The organism is Cupriavidus necator N-1 (assembly GCF_000219215.1).
In the GTDB taxonomy this organism is placed as follows: domain Bacteria; phylum Pseudomonadota; class Gammaproteobacteria; order Burkholderiales; family Burkholderiaceae; genus Cupriavidus; species Cupriavidus necator.
In genome coordinates, this window is the sequence record NC_015723.1 from 2,464,231 (window position 1) to 2,482,300 (window position 18,070).

Annotated in this window: 13 protein-coding genes; 5 read left to right on the forward strand and 8 right to left on the reverse strand. The window is 67.6% G+C overall.

All coding sequences use genetic code 11. The features are described 5' to 3' along the window. Positions 1–13: 13 nt before the first annotated feature. Genes CNE_RS29215 through CNE_RS29225 form a run of 3 tightly spaced genes read right to left on the reverse strand, consistent with a single transcriptional unit; the run spans position 14 to position 5,942 of the window. Entirely contained in the window at positions 14–1,462 is a 1,449-nt protein-coding gene (locus CNE_RS29215; protein WP_013953906.1) for a short-chain fatty acid transporter, read from the reverse strand. 31 nt (positions 1,463–1,493) lie between these two features. Next, positions 1,494–2,438, reverse strand: coding sequence for a bifunctional Delta(1)-pyrroline-2-carboxylate/Delta(1)-piperideine-2-carboxylate reductase (gene lhpI / locus CNE_RS29220; protein ID WP_013953907.1), 945 nt, complete (start codon positions 2,436–2,438; stop codon positions 1,494–1,496). Between the two features lie 30 nt (positions 2,439–2,468). Continuing rightward, positions 2,469–5,942, reverse strand: a complete 3,474-nt coding sequence (locus CNE_RS29225; protein WP_013953908.1) for a molybdopterin-dependent oxidoreductase — start codon at positions 5,940–5,942, stop codon at positions 2,469–2,471. 51 nt (positions 5,943–5,993) lie between these two features. Here CNE_RS29225 and CNE_RS29230 point away from each other — a divergent pair, with 51 nt between their 5' ends. Further along, entirely contained in the window at positions 5,994–6,902 is a 909-nt protein-coding gene (locus CNE_RS29230; protein ID WP_013953909.1) for a LysR family transcriptional regulator, read from the forward strand. A gap of 72 nt (positions 6,903–6,974) precedes the next feature. On the opposite strand, the gene CNE_RS29235 is transcribed toward CNE_RS29230, so the two are convergent. Both CNE_RS29235 and ytfE read right to left on the reverse strand, forming a co-directional pair. Next, positions 6,975–9,263 (reverse strand): nitric-oxide reductase large subunit, encoded by a 2,289-nt coding sequence (locus CNE_RS29235; protein WP_013953910.1) that lies wholly within the window; start codon positions 9,261–9,263, stop codon positions 6,975–6,977. A gap of 34 nt (positions 9,264–9,297) precedes the next feature. After that, positions 9,298–10,014 carry an iron-sulfur cluster repair protein YtfE gene (gene ytfE / locus CNE_RS29240; protein ID WP_013953911.1) on the reverse strand — a complete coding sequence of 239 codons (717 nt, stop codon included), beginning with the start codon at positions 10,012–10,014 and terminating at the stop codon, positions 9,298–9,300. 151 nt (positions 10,015–10,165) lie between these two features. On the opposite strand from ytfE, the gene norR reads away from it, so the two are divergent. The 3 genes from norR to CNE_RS29255 all read left to right on the forward strand — a co-directional run bounded on the left by norR (position 10,166) and on the right by CNE_RS29255 (position 14,091). After that, a complete protein-coding gene (norR, locus tag CNE_RS29245) occupies positions 10,166–11,731 on the forward strand; it encodes a nitric oxide reductase transcriptional regulator NorR (RefSeq protein WP_041228948.1) in 1,566 nt (521 codons plus the stop codon). Between the two features lie 146 nt (positions 11,732–11,877). Next, positions 11,878–12,306, forward strand: a complete 429-nt coding sequence (locus CNE_RS29250) for a polyhydroxyalkanoate granule-associated phasin (protein WP_013953913.1) — start codon at positions 11,878–11,880, stop codon at positions 12,304–12,306. A 210-nt stretch (positions 12,307–12,516) separates the two neighbouring features. Continuing rightward, positions 12,517–14,091: a histidine kinase N-terminal 7TM domain-containing protein gene (locus CNE_RS29255; protein ID WP_013953914.1), complete on the forward strand. Its 1,575-nt coding sequence runs from the start codon at positions 12,517–12,519 to the stop codon at positions 14,089–14,091. A 9-nt stretch (positions 14,092–14,100) separates the two neighbouring features. On the opposite strand, the gene ubiT is transcribed toward CNE_RS29255, so the two are convergent. From ubiT to ubiU, 3 genes are read right to left on the reverse strand one after another with little or no spacing between them, the layout of a single operon-like run. Continuing rightward, the gene (gene ubiT / locus CNE_RS29260) at positions 14,101–14,565 is read right to left on the reverse strand and encodes a ubiquinone anaerobic biosynthesis accessory factor UbiT (RefSeq protein ID WP_013953915.1); all 465 of its coding nucleotides are present in this window, start codon (positions 14,563–14,565) and stop codon (positions 14,101–14,103) included. Then, a complete protein-coding gene (locus CNE_RS29265; RefSeq protein WP_013953916.1) occupies positions 14,562–15,494 on the reverse strand; it encodes a U32 family peptidase in 933 nt (310 codons plus the stop codon). The genes ubiT and CNE_RS29265 overlap by 4 nt, the downstream gene beginning before the upstream one ends. A gap of 47 nt (positions 15,495–15,541) precedes the next feature. Beyond that, positions 15,542–16,588, reverse strand: a complete 1,047-nt coding sequence (ubiU, locus tag CNE_RS29270; protein WP_013953917.1) for a ubiquinone anaerobic biosynthesis protein UbiU — start codon at positions 16,586–16,588, stop codon at positions 15,542–15,544. A 270-nt stretch (positions 16,589–16,858) separates the two neighbouring features. On the opposite strand from ubiU, the gene CNE_RS29275 reads away from it, so the two are divergent. Then, entirely contained in the window at positions 16,859–18,028 is a 1,170-nt protein-coding gene (locus CNE_RS29275) for an NAD(P)H-dependent flavin oxidoreductase (RefSeq protein ID WP_013953918.1), read from the forward strand. The last annotated feature ends 42 nt before the right edge of the window (positions 18,029–18,070 follow it).

Below are 18,070 nucleotides of genomic sequence, written 5' to 3' on the forward strand. Positions count from 1 at the left end.
TTCCTCCCGGGACTCAAGGCATGACCGGTGGATGGTAAGGCAGCGTCGTGGCGAACGCCCACAGCATCAGCAGCACCAGCGGCGTGTGCACCAGCAACTGCGTGAAGGTGAAGCCGACCACATCCTTGGCCCGGATCCCCAGCACGCCGAGCAGCGGCAGCATCCAGAAGGGATTGATCAGGTTCGGCAGCGCCTCGGCCGCGTTGTAGACCTGTACCGCCCATCCCAGGTGGACTTGCAGTTCATTGGCGGCCTGCATCACGTACGGAGCCTCGATGATCCACTTGCCGCCGCCCGACGGCACGAAGAACCCCAGCACGGCCGAATACACGCCCATGACCGCTGAGAACGATTCGGTGGTCGCCATCGTAACAAAGGCCGACGCGAGATGATGGGATAGCGTCGCACCGTCGACTCCGGTCGCCTTGGTGAGGATAAAGGCGATACCGCCATACAGCGGAAACTGGATCAGCACGCCTGAGGTCGACGGCACCGACCTGGCCACGGCGCGCAGGAAGCGCTTCGGGCGCCAGTTCAGCAACATGCCGAGAAGCAAGAACAGGAAGTTGTAGGTGTTCAGGTTGGAGATGGCGAGGATCGGGTCTTTTGCGGAAAACTCCTGGTAGAGCCAGCTTGCGCCCATCGCCACCAGCGCCAGCGTCAGTAGCGGGCTGTATTCCAGCCACTCGCCAGGGCGCGACGGCCACGCGACGCCGTCGTCGGCATCGTTCAGGTCTACACCCATATCGGCCGCGGTGCGGGCCCGCTCCCCGGTGGGCGCAGAAAAATATGCAATCAGCAGTGACGCGACAATCAGCACGACGGTCATCGCCATCGATTGCCACAGGAAGATCGTTTCAGCGAACGGGATCACCCCGGTGATATCCAGCAGCGACTTCGGCAGGCTGACAGGATTTGCCTGTAGCTGCGCGGCCGAGGAACTGAGCCCTAGCGCCCACGTTGCGCCCATCCCCAGATAGGCCGCCGCGCTCGCGGCCCGATAATCCACGCGCAAGCCCCCACGTCGGGCAATCGCGCGCACCAGCAAGCCGCTGAAGATCAGGCTGATGGCCCAGTTGAGCAGCGACGTCAGCAGGCTCACCAGCGCCACGAACGCGACTGCGCCGCGGGCCGTACGCGGCAGCGATGCCAGCCGCGCGATCAGCATCGACGCTGGCGGCGAGACCGCCACCACATAGCCGGCGATCGCCACCACCGCCATCTGCATCGTGAACGGGATCAGGCTCCAGAAGCCGTCACCGAATGCCTTCGCCACGGCCGGTGCCGACGCCCCGACCAGCATAGCGCCGAGCGCCACCACCACGACGGCGATCGCGGCAAAGATGTAGGAATCCGGAAACCAGCGCTCTGACCAGTTCGTCACCCGTACGGCCAGGCTCTCCAGGCCACCTTGCTGCGGCTTGCCGGCATCGGCAAATGCCATCCTCGTTGTCTCTTTCATGCTGAACTCCTTGGCAGTTTCCTTGATCGTTCTAGTTATTTGCCACGGCTTCGAAACACATCGCCGCGGCGGCAAGATCTTCCAGGGCGGTACCGACAGCCTTGAAGACCGTAATCTCATCGTCTGAAACTCTTCCTGCGTGCCGGGCCCGACAGAGACCGGCAAGGTCGCTACGGATATCTTCCCGGGCGATCACGCCGTTGCCGAGCGGGGACAGCAGGTCGCCGGCCTTGGTTGCCGCCTCGTCCGTATCGACAAATACAGAGGTGCCCGCAAAGCAAGCGTCATCGGTTTCACGCATCGCTGGCGTAAAGCCACCGATCAGGTCGACATGGGTGCCGGGACGAAGGTATTCGCGACGGATCAGCGGTTCGGTCGAAAGCGTCGCCGCGCTGATGACGTCCACGGCGCAGGTGTCCGTCTCGAGCCTGTCCACCACGTATGCGTCGAAGCCATCGCTGCAAAGCTGTTCGGCCAGCCGGCGGCCCTGAGCAGGGTTGATGTCCCACACCCCGACCCGCTCGATCTGCCGAACGCTGCGCCAGGCATACGGCACCAGGCTGGCCACCCGACCGGCGCCCAGCAAGAGCATGGATCTGGCGTCCTTGCGGCTCAGGAAGGATGCGCCGAGCGCCGACGCGGCCGCGGTGCGCCGGGACGTGATCTCGTTGCCGTCGATCAGCGCCAGTGGCTCGCCGGTCTCCACGCTGTAGAGGATGTAGGTCGAGAACAGTCCCGGCAGCGAGCGCGCGGAGTTGCCGGGATAGATCGAGACGGTCTTGACGCCAAGGTATCCCTGCGACGGGCTCCAGGCCGGCATCAGCAGCAGCGTCCCCTGCTGGCCCTGCGCGGTGGTGACGGTATGGTTATGCCGCAGCGGCACCTCGCAGCCAGAGGCAAACGCTTCCTTGAGTGCATCAACAAGCCGGTCAAAAGGGAGCGACGCGCGGGCGCTCTCTGCATCGATATTCAGCATGGCGTTATCGGGTCAGAAGTAGAAAGGGAGTCAGGCATCGATCACCAGGTCACTGGCCGGTACGGCCTGGCACGCGAGACAAATACCGGGGTCATCAGGTACCTCGCCTTGCAAGTGGTGCGCCGACCCGGAAACGATCCTGACGGCACAGCTTTCGCATTGCCCGACGCGGCATCCGCTGGGCAAGCGCACGCCACGCGCCTCGGCAAAGCCGAGCAGAGCGCCGTCCTCGGAACGCCATTGGTGGACGACCCCCGACTTGCGGAAATGCACCTGGAATGCCTGTCCGTGCTCGATCTTCGCGACAGCCGGAGAGCGAAAGATCTCCTTGTGGATATCGAAGTGCGGCACGCCTCTGGCGGCCATGCCCTCGGCGAAGGCAGTCATCATCGGGACCGGGCCGCACATGTAGATCAGCGGGCGCATGGCGAGCAGCGCTTGCGGGACCGCGTCGGCGGATACGCGCCCATGCACGTGGAAGTCGCGCCCCGCGATGTCCCCGTCAGCCGGCGCATCGTAGTAATTGATCACCGACAGCGTGGGAATCGCCGCTTCCAGTTCGCGAATCCTGCGCTTGAAGGCGTGCGTCGCACCGTTCTGGTTCGCATAGAGCAGCAGGATCCTGGGCGGCTCCGCCTGGCCGGCCAATGACTCCAGCAAGTTGATGAAAGGCGTGATGCCGATGCCGCCGGCAAGCAGCACAAGGGGCCGCGCGGTACGGGTCGGCATGACAAAGGTGCCGCCGGGCGCGCGCAGTTCGACAACGTCGCCGACTGCGAGCTGTTGGTTGATGAACGATGAGGCGCGGCCGGACACCAGTTCACCATTGGCGAGCCGCGCCACTGTCTGTCGCACCGAGATCGAATAGCACTGGCGGTCTGCCATGATCGCGGGTCCGGTCAGCGAGTAGGACCGGATCACCTCCTGCCCCCCGCCGCCGATGAACAACCGGATGGTCGCGTGCTGGCCCGGCAGAAAGTCGGGCAGGCGGCCGCCATCGGTGGGTGCCATGTACACCGATGTGACATCGGCGGCTTCCTTGCACAGCGCCACCACGCGGAACACGCGGAAGTCCTCCCACGGCCGGCGCCGGATATCGAAAGCGGTTTCGCGCTCGATGCTGCAGCGATAGGCGCGCAACGGCGACGAGCCGCTGACCGGATCCTGGCGCTGCGCGTCGATCAACCCGTTGAAGTTGACACTGTCCGCGCCACACACGGCGAGCGGTGCTTGCCCCATCGCGTCGCAGCGTTGCCACCAGCCGTACTCGCCCACCAGCACGGCGGGATGCAGGCCCGGATCGATGCGTGCCGTGAACAATGCACTGCCGCCCGGCGTCGAGATGCGCACGGGGTCGCCGCTGCGGATGTCCCGTGCCGCGGCGGCTTCCCTGGAGATATCCAGCCGCGGCAGCATCGCCTTGCGCCGCAAAGACGCGACACCGCGCTGCTGGCTATGGCAGTAGTAGCCATTCTTCGCCGACGTCAACAAATAGGGGAACGCAGATCGCGCGGCATCTCCCTGTTCAATCGAAGGTTCCTGGTAGCCGGGCAAAGGCGAATAGCCATGCGCCAGCAGCCCTTCGGAGTACAGCTCGACCAGGCCTGTCGGCGTATTGAAAGGCCTGGCGGATTTGCCCATGCGGTATTTCATCTCGGTGTCCTCGACCGGGATGCGAACCCCTTCTGGCTTGGCGCGTAGCGCTGCCACGGTCAGCCCCATCGGCGCGAGCATGTAGTCCCAGCCGGCTTCCAGGCTTGCGCCGAAGAATGCTTCCTGCAGCCCGATGCGCGCCGCCAGCGCAAACACAATCTCGTTGTCCGAACGCGCCTCGCCGCGCGGCGGGACCATGCGCTGACGCAGCTGCACCAACTTCTCAGCCTCGGCAGAAACCTCGAAGCCGATGCGCAGCCCCTCGCGTTCCCATGGCGTGCTCACGGGCAGCAGGATGTCCGCATACTTCGCGCTCGGATTTTCAAAGAGATCGCAATGCACGTAGAACGGCAGCGCGCGCAGTGCCCGCTCCCCCATTGCCACATCCGGCTGCGAGAGCAGCGGATTCGTGCCGAACGCGATCAGCGTCGTCACCGCATAGGGCTTCTTGTCGGTAATGGCGCGATACAGGTCGCGCGCGGTGATCCAGCCCTGCGCGGGCGGCCCCAGCGGGCGTTCTGACAATCCCAGGGCCTTGCGCCCCTGCTCCGGACTCAGCAGGTCCAGGCGGCTCACCGCATTGAACGGCGGCTTCTGGTAAATGCGGTTGCCACCGCGCCGGTCGAAGCTGCCCGTCAGGGCGTAGAGGCAGGCAATCGCACGCTCGGTCTGCGTGGCGTTCTCATGCTGCCCGACGCCGGACCAGGCGTGATAGGCAACGCGCCGTGCCGTGCCGATCATGCTCGCGGCATGGCGGATATCGCCCTCCGGAATCCACGTCAGCCGGGCCGCGCGATCGGCGGGATAGCGCGCGCATTCCGCCGCATAGAGCTCGAACGCCGGCTGGCACATCAGCATGGACTGGTCATGGCGATCGCCAACGGTCACCTCAAAGGTTCCGCGCAGCGCGATGCGGCCGGGAACATGGCACTGGCCGCCCGCCGGCACGGCCATGCGCTGGTGGGCGTCCCAGACGACAAAGGCGTCTGTCTGCCCGATACCGATGTCGCGCCCGCGCAGGAAGGCGCCATTGTCCTTGCGTACCAGCAGCGGACCGTTGGTCCATTGCCGCACGAAATCGATATCGAAGGCATTGGCCTCGATCAGCAGGTTGGCCAATGCCATGGCCAGCGCGGCATCGCTGCCAGGTTTCACACGCAGCCATTGATCGGCTTCTTCCGCCAGTCCGGTCTGCCGCGGGTCGACCACGATCAGCCTGGCGCCGGCGGCCCGTCCGGCGCCGATTGCCTCTGCCTGCGACAGCCACGTGTTGGCGGGATTGTGTCCCCACAGAAGAATCAGTTCGGCATTGCGGTAATCCGCCGTCGGCATCCCGCAGCCAAAGGTAAAGGCATGCGCGAAGTCCTTGTGCCAGTTGCAGATCTCGGTGGCGTAGCAGATGTTGGGGCTGCCGTAGAGGCGGACGAAACGCTCGATCCAGTCGATGCTGTCCGACAGCGCCGTGCCACTGGGTGTGGTCACGGCGAAGGCAACCGACTCCGCACCCAGCGTGGTGCGCGCCTCGATCAGGCGCGCCGCGATCTGATCGAGCGCCTCCTCCCATGAAATGCGCACCCACCCTGGATCCGCTGCGTCTTTTGGGTTCGTCCTGCGCATCGGATGCAACAGCCGCTCGGCGCTGTGCACGAGTTCGGGCGCTGCCTTTCCCTTGAGGCACATCGCCTTGCCCGTGGGGTGTTCGCCATCCGGGCGGACCGCAACGAGGGTGTCTCCGTTCACGACATTGATCGTTCCGCAGCGGGAACGACACAGCGTGCAAAACCCCTTCTTTTCGACTTCGCTCATCGCCACTTCCAGCAACTTGTATTTGTGCTGGATGCTAGCTAGCATGGGGCGATATAGCTAATTCATAGTTCTGACATTGCAATATCGGAAAAATCGATGCTCCCAACCTTGAAACAGATACAGCACTTTGTGGCGATTGCTGAGACGGGCCAGGTATCGAGAGCGGCGCAACGCTGCAATGTTTCGCAATCGTCCATGACCGCCTCACTCAAGGGATTGGAAGACGTCGTAGGCGCCCCGCTGTTCTCCCGGCACGCAGCCGGCGTAAAGCTGACCGCGGCCGGCATCCGCTTCCTGCGGCATGCCCAGCAGATCGAGGCTGCGGTACGGGATGCCGTCAGCGCTGCGGCGGTGACCCCCAGCACGGTGACAGGCGCCATCCGCCTCGGTGTCACCGAAACCATCACGGCGTACGTGCTGCCCAAGCTGCTGCCGGCGCTTGAACAAAAGTTTCCGCTACTCGAACTCGAAATCCTGGAAAGGCCTCGCGGCGATATCGAGGCCGATATCCAGGCCGGCAAGCTCGACCTGGCATTGCTGCTGGTTTCCAACCTGCCGGAGATGCATCACATCGGCTGCGAAACCCTGCTTCGATCGCCGCGGCAACTCTGGGGCCATCCTGACCATCCTCTGATGCAGCTCGAGCAGATTAGCCTGACGGACGTGGCGCGGCACGACTACATACTGCTCGACATGGACGAGCATATTGCCACCGTGATCAAGTACTGGAGGCAGTACGGGCTCACGCCGAGCGTCCGCCTGCAAAGCTGCTCGATCGAAGCCGTCCGCAGCCTGGTAGCGGCGGGACGCGGCGTCTCCATCCTGTCCGATCTGGTCTACCGGCTGTGGTCACTGGAGGGCCAGCGCATCCTGCGCCGCAGCCTTTCCGACCGGGTCCCATCCATGGACGTCGGCCTGATCTGGAGACTCGATCCAGGACCTGACGAGCACACGCATGCGCTGCGGGAGTTCCTGAGGATCGCGCTGCTGGAGACCATGCGTTAGACGTGTTGGCAAAAAAAGCAGCCCGCCGCGTACCCCCGGCGGGCCAAGCATTGCTTCTCGTTAAACCGGCCGTCAGCGCACCGCCGTCTTCATCCGCGCCGGCACCGCATCCGCCGCCAGCGGCGTCCGATTCGCCAGCCCCAGCACCACCTGCCAGGCAAACGACACCGCGCCGACGATAAACACCACGTCGCCGAAGGTGCGCACCCAGCGCAGGGTCTGCAGGATGGGCTGCTGCATGAATTCCTCACTGCGCGCATACCAGGTGCCATGCTCCACGCTGGCCAGGAACTGGATGATGCCGATCGGCAGCAGGCTGGTGCCGATCATCAGCACCAGGCCGATGTTCAGCCCCCAGAAGGCGGTCTTCATCAGTGTTGGGCTGAGCCGGTAGGCCGGACGCACGTAGCGCAGCACCAGCAGCGTGAAGCCCAGCGCCAGGAACCCGTACACCCCGAACAGCGCGGCATGGGCGTGCACTGGCGTGGTGTTCTGCCCCTGGATGTAGTACAGCGCGATCGGCGGGTTGATCATGAAGCCGAACACCCCGGCGCCCAGCATGTTCCAGAACGCCACCGCGACAAAGCACATCAGCGGCCACTTCAGGTCTGCCATCCACGGCGCGCGCTGCTTCAGGCTCCAGTTCTCCCAGGCTTCATGGCCCAGCACGATCAGCGGCACCACTTCCAGCGCGCTGAATGCGGCGCCCACCGCCATCACTGGCGTCGTGGTGCCGGCAAAGTACAGGTGATGGAAGGTGCCGGGAATGCCTCCGAGCATGAACAGCGAGGCCGAGGCCAGGCTGGCGGCCGTTGCCATCGGGCGCGACACCAGGCCCAGCGTGGAGAAGATGAAGGCCAGCGCGGTGGTGGCAAAGACTTCGAAGAAGCCTTCCACCCACAGGTGCACCACCCACCAGCGCCAGTACTCCATCACCGTCAGGCTGGTACGTTCGCCGTAGGCCAGGCCCGCGCCGTAGAACAGGCCGATCGCCACCACCGACGAGGTCAGCAGCGCCAGCAGGTTGCGGTCGGTGCCGCGCGCGCGCAGCGCCGGCAGGATGCCGCGCATCATCAACACCAGCCAGATCAGGATGCCGGCGAACTTGCCGATCTGCCACAGCCGGCCCAGGTCGACATACTCATAGCCCTGGTGGCCCAGCCAGAAGTTCAGGTGGGCCGGCAGCTTCTGCGCGATCGCCAGGTAGTTGCCGGTGAACGATCCCACCACCACGACCACCAGTGCCCAGAACAGGATGTCCACGCCCAGGCGCTGGTACTTCGGGTCCTTACCGCCGTTGATCAGCGGCGCGAGGAACAGGCCCGCGGCCAGGAAGCCGGTGGCGATCCAGAACAGCGCGCTCTGGATATGCCAGGTTCGCACCAGTGCGTACGGGAACCACTGCGAGACGTCGATGCCGTAGAACTTCTGGCCCTCGACGGTGTAGTGCGCGGTAAAGCCGCCCAGCAACACCTGGAACACGAACAGCGCCACCACCAGGAACAGGTACTTGCCGAGCGCGCGCTGCGACGGCGTCAGCGCCACGGACAGCAGCGGATCGCGCGCCGGCGCCTGCGGCGGCGCATCTTCCTTGCCGCGCAGGAAGGCCCACGCCCATACCAGGAAGCCGACCCCGGCCAGCAGCACCACCACGCTGATCACCGACCACACCACGTTCTCGCTGGTGGGCTGGTTGCCGATCAGCGGTTCATGCGGCCAGTTGTTGGTGTAGGTGGCTTCGTGCCCCGGGCGCGCGGTCGATGCGGCCCACGCGGTCCAGAAGAAGAAGTGCGTGAGTTGTTCGCGACGCTCGGCGCTGGGCAGCGTGTTCTCCTTCATCGCGTAGTGCTCGCGCGTGGTGTGCAGCGCGGGCGCATCGGAGAAGAGCTTGTCGTAGTAGGCGGCTGTATTGGCAATGGCCTGCGCGCGGCGCTTCGACACAGTCAGTACCTTGGTGGCCGGATCGGCGGCATTGCCGCGGTACTCGGTGCGCAGCTGCTCGCGCAGCGCGGCCTGCGCCGGCGCGTCAAGTTGCGCATAGGGCCGGCCGTAGGCGTCCTGCGCGGCCAGCTCCAGCCACGCGGTCAGTTCGCGGTGCAGCCAGTCGGCGGTCCAGTCCGGCGCCTGGTAGGCGCCGTGGCCCCAGATGGAGCCAAGCTGCATGCCGCCCACGGACTGCCAGGCGGTCTGGCCGTCGAGGATCTCTTCACCGGTGAAGAGCGTGCGGCCCTCGGTCGTGACGACCTTGGCCGGCATTGGCGGGGCCTGCCGGTACACCTCGACGCCGTAGTAGCCGAGCAGGGAGAACGTGACCGCCAGCACGGCGATCAGCAGGAACCAGAGTCTGCGGTAGGAACCCATGATGCGAAGTCGTTGGTTATGGTGGCGGGAGGGCTCAGGCGTGCGTCGAGCAACCGCATCCGGTGGCTTGCGCGGCGGCGGGTGCCGTGGTGATCTCGAACAGCACGTTGTTTTCCAGGTGGATGTGTTCCATCAGGTCTTCGCGCAGCGTGCGCAGGCCCAGGTAGAGCGCGCGCCAGGTATTGCAGGCCGCGCGCGGCAGCGTGATGTCGTTGGTCAGCGCCGCCAGCCGCTGCAAGGCCACGCCGTGGTCGTCATGCTCGGCGCGCATCACCATGATCGGCCGGCCCGCGGCGGCATGCAGGCCGCGCGACAACATCGGGAACAGCACCTGCTCTTCCTTCTGCATATGCATTTCCAGCTCGCCCAGCATCTCGCTCAGGTGGTCGGCCAGGCCAAGCGGGCAATCGGGCCGGTCACCGTGCACCTGCTCTACGCGCCGCGCCAGGCGGATCAGCTCGGGCAACTGCTCGCGATGGCGCGCATGGAAGCGCGTGAGGATATGGTCGATCAGCTCGGCCGGCGCCGCCGTGTTCCAGTCCTGCGCCGACGGCCCGGTTTCGTCCTGCAGCGCACGCAGCCGGGCGTCGATGGTGCCGACGGCAGCCGCATCGAGACCCTTTTGCTGCGCGGCGTCGCGCAGGGTCTGCTTGCCCCCGCAGCAGAAGTCCAGCCCGTAGTCGTGGAAGATCCGGGTGGCACCGGGGATCAGACGGGCCAGTTGGCCAAGCGAGTGGTCCTGCAAAGTCATGATGGTTGCTCCGTGTCGAAGTTATGCCTGCATGACTTACGCGAGGAGCGTGCCTGAAAAAAACCTATCCGGATCAATGACTTGAAACAGTGATGGTGATTAATACCTTATACTTCTCGTGGTACTAATTACCCTGACGGTGTTTTTCACCATGCTACCGAGCGCGATGTATCCCGAGTTGCTGGCCGACCTTGTCACCGACCTGCCGCATGCGGTGCGCCTGCAGCGGCTGGTCAGCATGCTGCGCACGCATTTCCGCTGTGGCGCGGTGGCGCTGCTGCGGCTGGAGGAAGACCACCTGCGCCCCGTCGCGGTCGATGGCCTGGTGCGCGATGCGCTGGGCCGGCGCTTTGCAGTCGGCCTGCACCCGCGCCTGGCCGCCATCCTGGCGCGGCGCGGCGTGACCTGCTTTCATCACGACAGCGTGCTGCCCGATCCGTACGACGGCCTGATCGACGAGCACGTCGGCGAGCCGCTGCCGGTGCATGACTGCATGGGCACCAGCCTGGCCGTGGACGGCCAACCCTGGGGCGCGCTCACGCTGGACGCGCTGGCGATCGGCACCTTCGATGCGGCGGCCCAGGCCGAGCTGCAGCGGCTGACGGTGATCGTCGAAGCGGCCATCCGCACCACCCGGCTGGAAGGCGAGATCCGCGCGCTGCAGCTGGCGCGCGGCACGCCCGATGCCGACGAAGGCACGGCCCAGCATGGCGACATCGGCGGCGAGATCATCGGTCAGAGCGAGGCCATCGCCAACCTGCTGCATGAGCTGGAAGTGGTGGCCGATACCGACCTGCCGGTGCTGCTGCTGGGCGAGACCGGCGTGGGCAAGGAGCTGTTCGCGCACCGCCTGCACCGCCAGTCGCGCCGGCGCGCGCAGCCGCTGGTGCATGTCAACTGCGCGGCGCTGCCGGAGTCGCTGGCTGAAAGCGAGCTGTTCGGCCACGCGCGCGGCGCCTTCTCCGGCGCGACCGGCGAGCGCCCGGGGCGCTTCGAGGCCGCCGACGGCGGCACCCTCTTCCTCGATGAAGTCGGCGAACTGCCGCTGGCGATCCAGGCCAAGCTGCTGCGCACGCTGCAGAACGGCGAGATCCAGCGGCTGGGCTCGGACCGCCCGCGCCGCGTCAACGTGCGCGTGATCGCCGCCACCAACCGCAACCTGCGCGAGCATGTGCGCGACGGCTCGTTCCGCGCCGACCTGTACCACCGCCTGTCGGTCTACCCGATCCCGATCCCGCCGCTGCGCGAGCGCGGCAACGACGTGCTGCTGCTGGCCGGGCGCTTCCTGGAGCTGAACCGCGCGCGCCTGGGGCTGCGCAGCCTGCGGCTGTCAGGTGGTGCGCAGGATGCGCTGCGCAGCTACCGCTGGCCCGGCAACGTGCGCGAGCTGGAACACGTGATCAGCCGCGCGGCGCTGCGTGCCGTCAGCCGCGGCGCGGGCCGCAACGACATCGTGACGCTGGAGCCTGAACTGCTCGATCTCTACGGACTGGATGTGCCCGCGGCACACCATGCCGGCGCCGGCATGGCCAGCGCGTTCGCCGCCCCGGCACTTGCCGCAGGCATCACCCTGCGCGACGCGGTGGAACAAACCCAGCGCGCCTGCATCGAACAGGCACTGACGGACCAGGGCGGCAATTGGGCGCAGGCAGCGCGCCAGCTGGGTATCGATGCCAGCAACCTGCACAAGCTGGCCAAGCGGCTGGGGTGCAAGTGATTAACACACTCGGGTGCCAGGATGCCGGCATGGCGATGCGCGCCGTTACCGCATAAGCTAGTCCGGGTGCAGCCCGCATCGCGGCATCGCCGTGTGCAGCAACTGCCGCCCCGCTGCGCGCACGCCCACCACCGGAGGTTCCCGTGATGATGACCGCAACGCAAGTCTTCTGGCCGCTCGGCTTCTGGCCGTTTCCCACCTTCTACTCCGGCGCGCACCAGTTTGAGGCCATGCAAGCCGACCTGTCGGACAACTGGCGCCGCATGGCCGAGCTCAACCTGGACTTCGCCCGCACCATGTATGAAGAACTCCAGTTCGATGCCATGGGCCCGATCCTCGCGCCGGAGCCAGAGGCCTTCTACGCGCGCGAGATTGCCTGCGAGCTGCCGCTGATCGGCGGCCCGCTGCACTATGCGTCGGCCATGCTGGAGCTGTGCGCTCGGGCCCAGCAGAAGTGGATCGATGGCTGGGGCCACCTGTTGACTCAGGGCCTGATGCCTGACTGGCAAGGCATGCAAAGGGACGTCACCGATATCCCGTTCTGGCTGGTCCGCGAAACCCCGCGGCCGGCATGACCCGGCCACCCCCGCCTTGCCCCGTCGCGGCGATCATCGCGATCGATTCGCTCGACGCCAGGTAGCGGGGCGCCCCGCGTCCCTTGCCTGCCAGCTGTTGCATCGGCGCACCCACAGCCAAGCCAGCCGCGCAGCCCGGTATCATGCTGGCTGACGAGATCGCGGATCGCCGGAACCAACGCCCGGGTCTCGGGACGCGCTCCGCCCTCAATGCCCTCATATTCCCTGGTTCTCCTGCTTACCGTCGCCGTGGTTGCCTGCATCGGCATGGCCATCGCCACCTGGCCGCGGCGCGACGATCCGACCGTCCAGGCGTTCCTGGTGCTGGCATTCGGCGCGGCGACCTGGAGCGGCGGCCGCCTGCTCGAGATCAGCGCCACCGACCTGGAGGGGCGCATCCTGTGGGCCAAGATCCAGTACCTCGGGATCGTCGCCGTGCCGATCGGCTGGCTGGTGGCGATGGTGCACCTGAGCCGCCCGCGCTATGTGGTGCCCTGGTCCAGGCTGTGGCTGCCCGTGCTGGTGGCCGTCGTCACCGTGGTGATGGTCTTCACCAACGAGCGCCACCGGCTGATCTGGCCGCGCATCACGCTGATGCCTCCCGGCGTATTGCCCGGCGCGGTGTTCGACCATGGCATCGGCTATGCCGCAGTGGCCGTCTGGTCATACCTGCTGCTGGGGGTGAGCCTGTATTTCCTGGTCACGGCCGAAGTGCCCAACGGGGCCTTGTCGCGCCGGGGCCGCGCCATCCTGGCGTCGGGCCTGGCCCTGCCCCTGGTTGCCAATGTCGCCTACCTCAACCGCTGGACCGGGCCGCTGGGCGGGGACCTGACGCCGGCGACGTTCTCGCTGATGGCGGCGCTGGTCTGGTTCTGCGCGCTGCGCACGCACCTTGACGATATCGGCCACTACGCCCGCCTGCGGGTGTTCGATGCCCTCAGCGAAGGCTGCGTGATCGTCGACAGCCATGGTGTCATCGTCGAATTCAATCCGGCCGCGGCGCAGCTCTGGCCGGCCCTGCGCCGCGGCGACCTCCTGCCCTCCGGCTGGGAAGCCGCGCTGCAGCACTCGCCTGCCGACACTGCCAGCCACGCGGCCACGCCTTTCGTGCCGCCGGGCGCGCCCTTCGAGCTTACCGTGGAAGGGGTTGCCCGACTGGACGGCAGGCAGATCGGCAGCCTGCTGTTCCTGCGCGACATCAGCCGCTTCCAGTCGCGTGAGCTGGCCCTGACCGCGCGGCTCGGCCAGACCGAAGAGCAGTTGTGGCAGGTGCAGGCCGACCTGGACATCGACGCCCTGACCGGCATCCGCAACCGGCGCTACTTCCAGCGCGAGTCGATCGCGGCCGTGACCCGGGCGTGCGAGCGCAACCAGGCGCTGGGCCTGCTGATCCTGGATGTGGACCAGTTCAAGCAATACAACGACCTGCATGGCCACGTGGCCGGCGACGACTGCCTGCGGCAGATTGCCGGCGCGCTGACCCGCACGCTGTCCGGCGAGCAGTTCTGCGCCCGGCTGGGCGGCGAGGAATTCGCGGCGGTGCTGCCCGGCGCCACGCGCGACGAGACCCGTGACGTGGCGCGCCGCATGGTGGCGGTTGTGCGCGATCTCCGCATCGCGCACAACGGCACGCCGGTGCAGCCGGTGGTCACCATCAGCGTGGGCGCGGTCTGCACCGTGCCGGAAGCGCCGCGGCTGGAGCCGCTGCTGCACCGCGCCGACAGCGCGATGTACCGGGCCAAGCGCGCGGGACGCAACCGCTTCATGCTGGACGGCGACGCCTGAGCGCCACGGCTACGACGCCGCACCGGCCCGCCCCACGGTGGCCCCGTGCAAGGCCACCAGCCGCGCCGCGGCCTGGCTGACCCATGCGGGCCGCGGCGCGGCATCGAGCCAGTATTTGACCTCCAGGCCCAGCGCGGTATCGCCGCTGATCACCAGCCGGCGCTGGAAGAACAGCGTGTCGGTATCGGCCTCGCCGCCCAGCAGGCGCAGGTAGTCGACCGCGCAGGCGCGCAGCGTCAGTTCAGGCTCGGCGTCCGCTGCAGCGGCGCGAAAGCACCCGCCTTCGCAGCGGAACGGCACGGCCAGCCCAAGGTCCTGCACCGTCAGCAGGAAGGCGTGCCCGTCCAGTGCGGCCGGCGGCTCCAGCCATCCCGCGCGGCGCGCCAGCTCCAGCGCCGCCACCAGCGGCAACGCCCGCGCACGGGCGGGCATGCGCCGGTGCACGCCCGCGATCAGCTTGTGCAGCGCGCTCATGCCCGGGCCTCCCAGGCGATGCCCGCGCTGCCGTGCCAGTAGCCGTTGCACGGCTGGGCGCCGGCCGGCGTGATGCCGCTGGCAGCGGGTGCCTGTTCACCTGCACGAATCGCCGCGAGCTGTTGCACCACCTGCAGCGTGCCGGATGAATGCGGGCTCACGCGCAGCATCCCCACCCCCATCCGCGCCATCGCCAGCGCCTCCGCGCACAGGTCCAGGCAGGTGGCGCTCTGCGTCTGCACGCCGTTGAGCGTGAAGAACGCCTGCCCTTCGCCGGTGGCGGCCACCAGGCCGTCGGGATAGTCCATGCAGCGGAACTCGCAACTGTCCTTGCGCAGCCGATGGTGGCGCGCGGTAAAGCAGCGCGCCGAGAATGCCAGCGGCAGGCGGCCCCAGACAAAGGCTTCCAAACGCATGCCAGTGGGGCGCGCGGCTGCCAGCGCGGCCAGCGTGCCGCCGTCCATCTCCACCGGCGCGACGCAGCCGGCCGCGCCCAGCCCGGCCAGCCACGCCAGCGTATCGGCGTGGTAGACATTGAGGTGGGGGCCGCCGACAAAGGGCCGCCCTGCCATGCAGCGCACCGCGCCAAGGTCGTTGGCCTCGACCAGGTAGTCGTCCTGCGCGCAGGCGCGGCGCATCCAGGCGATATCGGTGTCGGACTCCACCAGCACCGGCGTCGACAGCACCACCTCCTTGCCGGCATCGCGCAGCATCTGCGCAATCTCCAGCCATTGCGCATGGCGGACTTCATGGCGGCGCGTGCAGACGGTCTCGCCGAGGTAGACGCGGTCGACCGGCGCATCGGCGACCGACGCATAGAACTGCATCACGGCCTCGCGCGGCCAGTAGTACAGCAGCGGGCCCAGGGCGATGCCGAAGTCTGGCATCGCTACGGCTTGCGGCATCGCGGCCGCGGCAATCTCTGGCATGGGAAGCTCCGTCATGGCCGGTTCAACGCAGATCGATGTCATGGGTGTCACCGCCATGGCCGGTCGTAGGCGCCTTGCGTGACCTGGTCGCCTTCGGCATGGCGCCCCAGCGTGCTCTGCCACTCTTGCCGCGGCACGAAGCGCGCCGGATCGGCGCAGGCGGCGTCGATGGCCGCGCGCAGCACGCCGACCACATCGCCCACATAGCGCGGGCTGCGCTGCCGGCCTTCGATCTTGATGGCGGCGATGCCCATGTCGATCAGCGCCGGCAGCAGCGACAGCGCATTGAGGCTGGTCGGCTCTTCCAGCACGTAGCCGCGCTCGCCCTCCACCTCGAAGCGGCCCTTGCACAGCGTGGGATAGCCGGCCGGCTCGCCCGGCGCATAGCTGTCGATCAGGATGCCCGACAGGCGAGCCTGCATGGTGCCGTCCTGCTCGGTCCAGCGCACCGCGTGCGCGGGCGAGCAGACGCCCTTGTTGTTGGGCGAGTCGCCGGTGGCGTAGGACGACAGCAGGCAGCGCCCCTCGGCCATCACGCACAGGCTGCCGAAGCCGAACACCTCCAGCTCCACGCTGGTCTGGCGCGCCAGCTTGCCGATCTGCGCCAGCGACAGCACGCGCGGCAGCACCACGCGGCGGATATGGAAGCGCTCGCGCATCAGCTCGATGGCGTCGGCATGCGTGGCCGAGCCCTGCACCGACAGGTGCAGCCGCAACTCAGGATGGCGCTCGCACGCATAGCCCATCAGGCCGGCATCAGCCATGATGACCGCGTCGGCGCCAAGGTCCGCCGCCGCATCGACCGCGCGCTGCCATTGCGCCACCGCGCCCATCTGGGCGAAGGTGTTGATGGCGAACAGCACCTCGGCGCCGCACGCGTGGGCTTCGGCCACGCCGGTGCGGATGTCGGCCTCGGTAAAGTTCAGGCCGCCGAAGTTGCGCGCGTTGGTGGCATCGCGCAGGCCCAGGTAGACCGCGTCGGCGCCGTGCTGCAGCGCCATGCGCAGGGCCGCCAGCGAACCGGCGGGCGCAACAAGCTGGGGCCGGCGCGGCAGGCTTGCCGCGGCGGATGGGGCTGGGGAGGCAGGGGTCATCGGTGATGGCGCCGGCGGCGGCGCGAAGATGAAGACAGCGGCCGATGCTAGCCAAGCGCTTGCAGCAGGGGCTTGACCGCGCGCAAACCCACGCCAACGGCACACCGCCCGCGTTGGCCTATGCCGGTTGGCGTAGGCCGATGGCAGGCCACCACCGCGCGCTTGACCTGCGGCAAACGCCGGCCCGTGCCGCTGTGCCACGCTTGCCCGGTCATCCCCGCGGCTGGCCGCACGCCGGCCCCGCGCCCATCCTCTCCCGGAGACGTATTTATGAATCAACCCTGGCTCAAGCTGGCCGGCCGCCGCCTGCTGCCCATCGTGCAGGGCGGCATGGGCATCGGCATTTCGGCCCACCGGCTGGCCGGCGCCGTCGCGCGCGAGAACGGCGTCGGCACCATCGCCAGCATCGACCTGCGCCACCACCACCCCGACCTGATGGAACGCACCCGCGGCAGCCGTGACAAGCCCGCCATCGAAGCCGCCAACCTCGAGGCGCTGGATCGCGAGATCCGTGCCGCGCGCACGGCGTCCGAAGGCCGCGGGCTGATCGCCGTCAACGTGATGAAGGCGGTGGGCTCGCACGCCGCGCTGGTGCGGCAATCCTGCGAAAGCGGCGCCGATGCCATCGTCATGGGCGCCGGCCTGCCGCTGGACCTGCCCGAGCTGACCGCCAGCCACCCCAGGGTGGCGCTGATCCCGATCCTGTCCGAGGCACGCGGCATCGGCCTGGTGCTGCGCCGCTGGATGAAGAAGGGCCGGCTGCCCGATGCCATCGTGGTCGAACACCCGGCGCATGCGGGCGGCCACCTGGGCGCGGCCACCATCCAGGACTTGTCGGAGCCGCGTTTCTCGTTTTCGCGCGTGCTGGCCGAATGCCGCGAGCTGTTTGCGCAGCTGGGACTGGCCTGGGACAGCATTCCGCTGATCCTGGCCGGCGGCATCGACAGCCATGCCAAGGTGCGCCACTGGCTGGGCGAGGGCGCCGCCGCGGTGCAGCTGGGCACGGCCTTCGCCGTGACCGAGGAATGCGATGCCCACCCGGCCTTCAAACAGGTGCTGGCAACGGCGCGGCCCGAGACCCTGCGCGAGTTCACCAGCGTAGCCGGGCTGCCCGCGCGCGCGGTGCTGACGCCGTGGCTGTCGCGCTACCTGTCGAGCGAGTCGCGGCTGCAGCGCCGCGCCAAGCCGCGTGAATGCCTGGAGGGCTTCGACTGCCTGCAGGCGTGCGGGCTGCGCGACGGCATTGCCCGCATCGGCCAGTTCTGCATCGACCTGAAGCTGGCGCAGGCCGTGCGCGGCGACGTGGAGCGCGGCCTGTTCTTCCGCGGCCGGGGTGCGCTGCCCTTCGGCGAGGCGATCCGGCCGGTGGCGGAGCTGATGCACTACCTGTTGACCGGGGAAAAGCCTGCGGGGCTGACTCAAACCCCGACACCAGCCTGACGCATGCCTGTTGTGCGTGCCGTGCCCAACGCCGCGCGAACA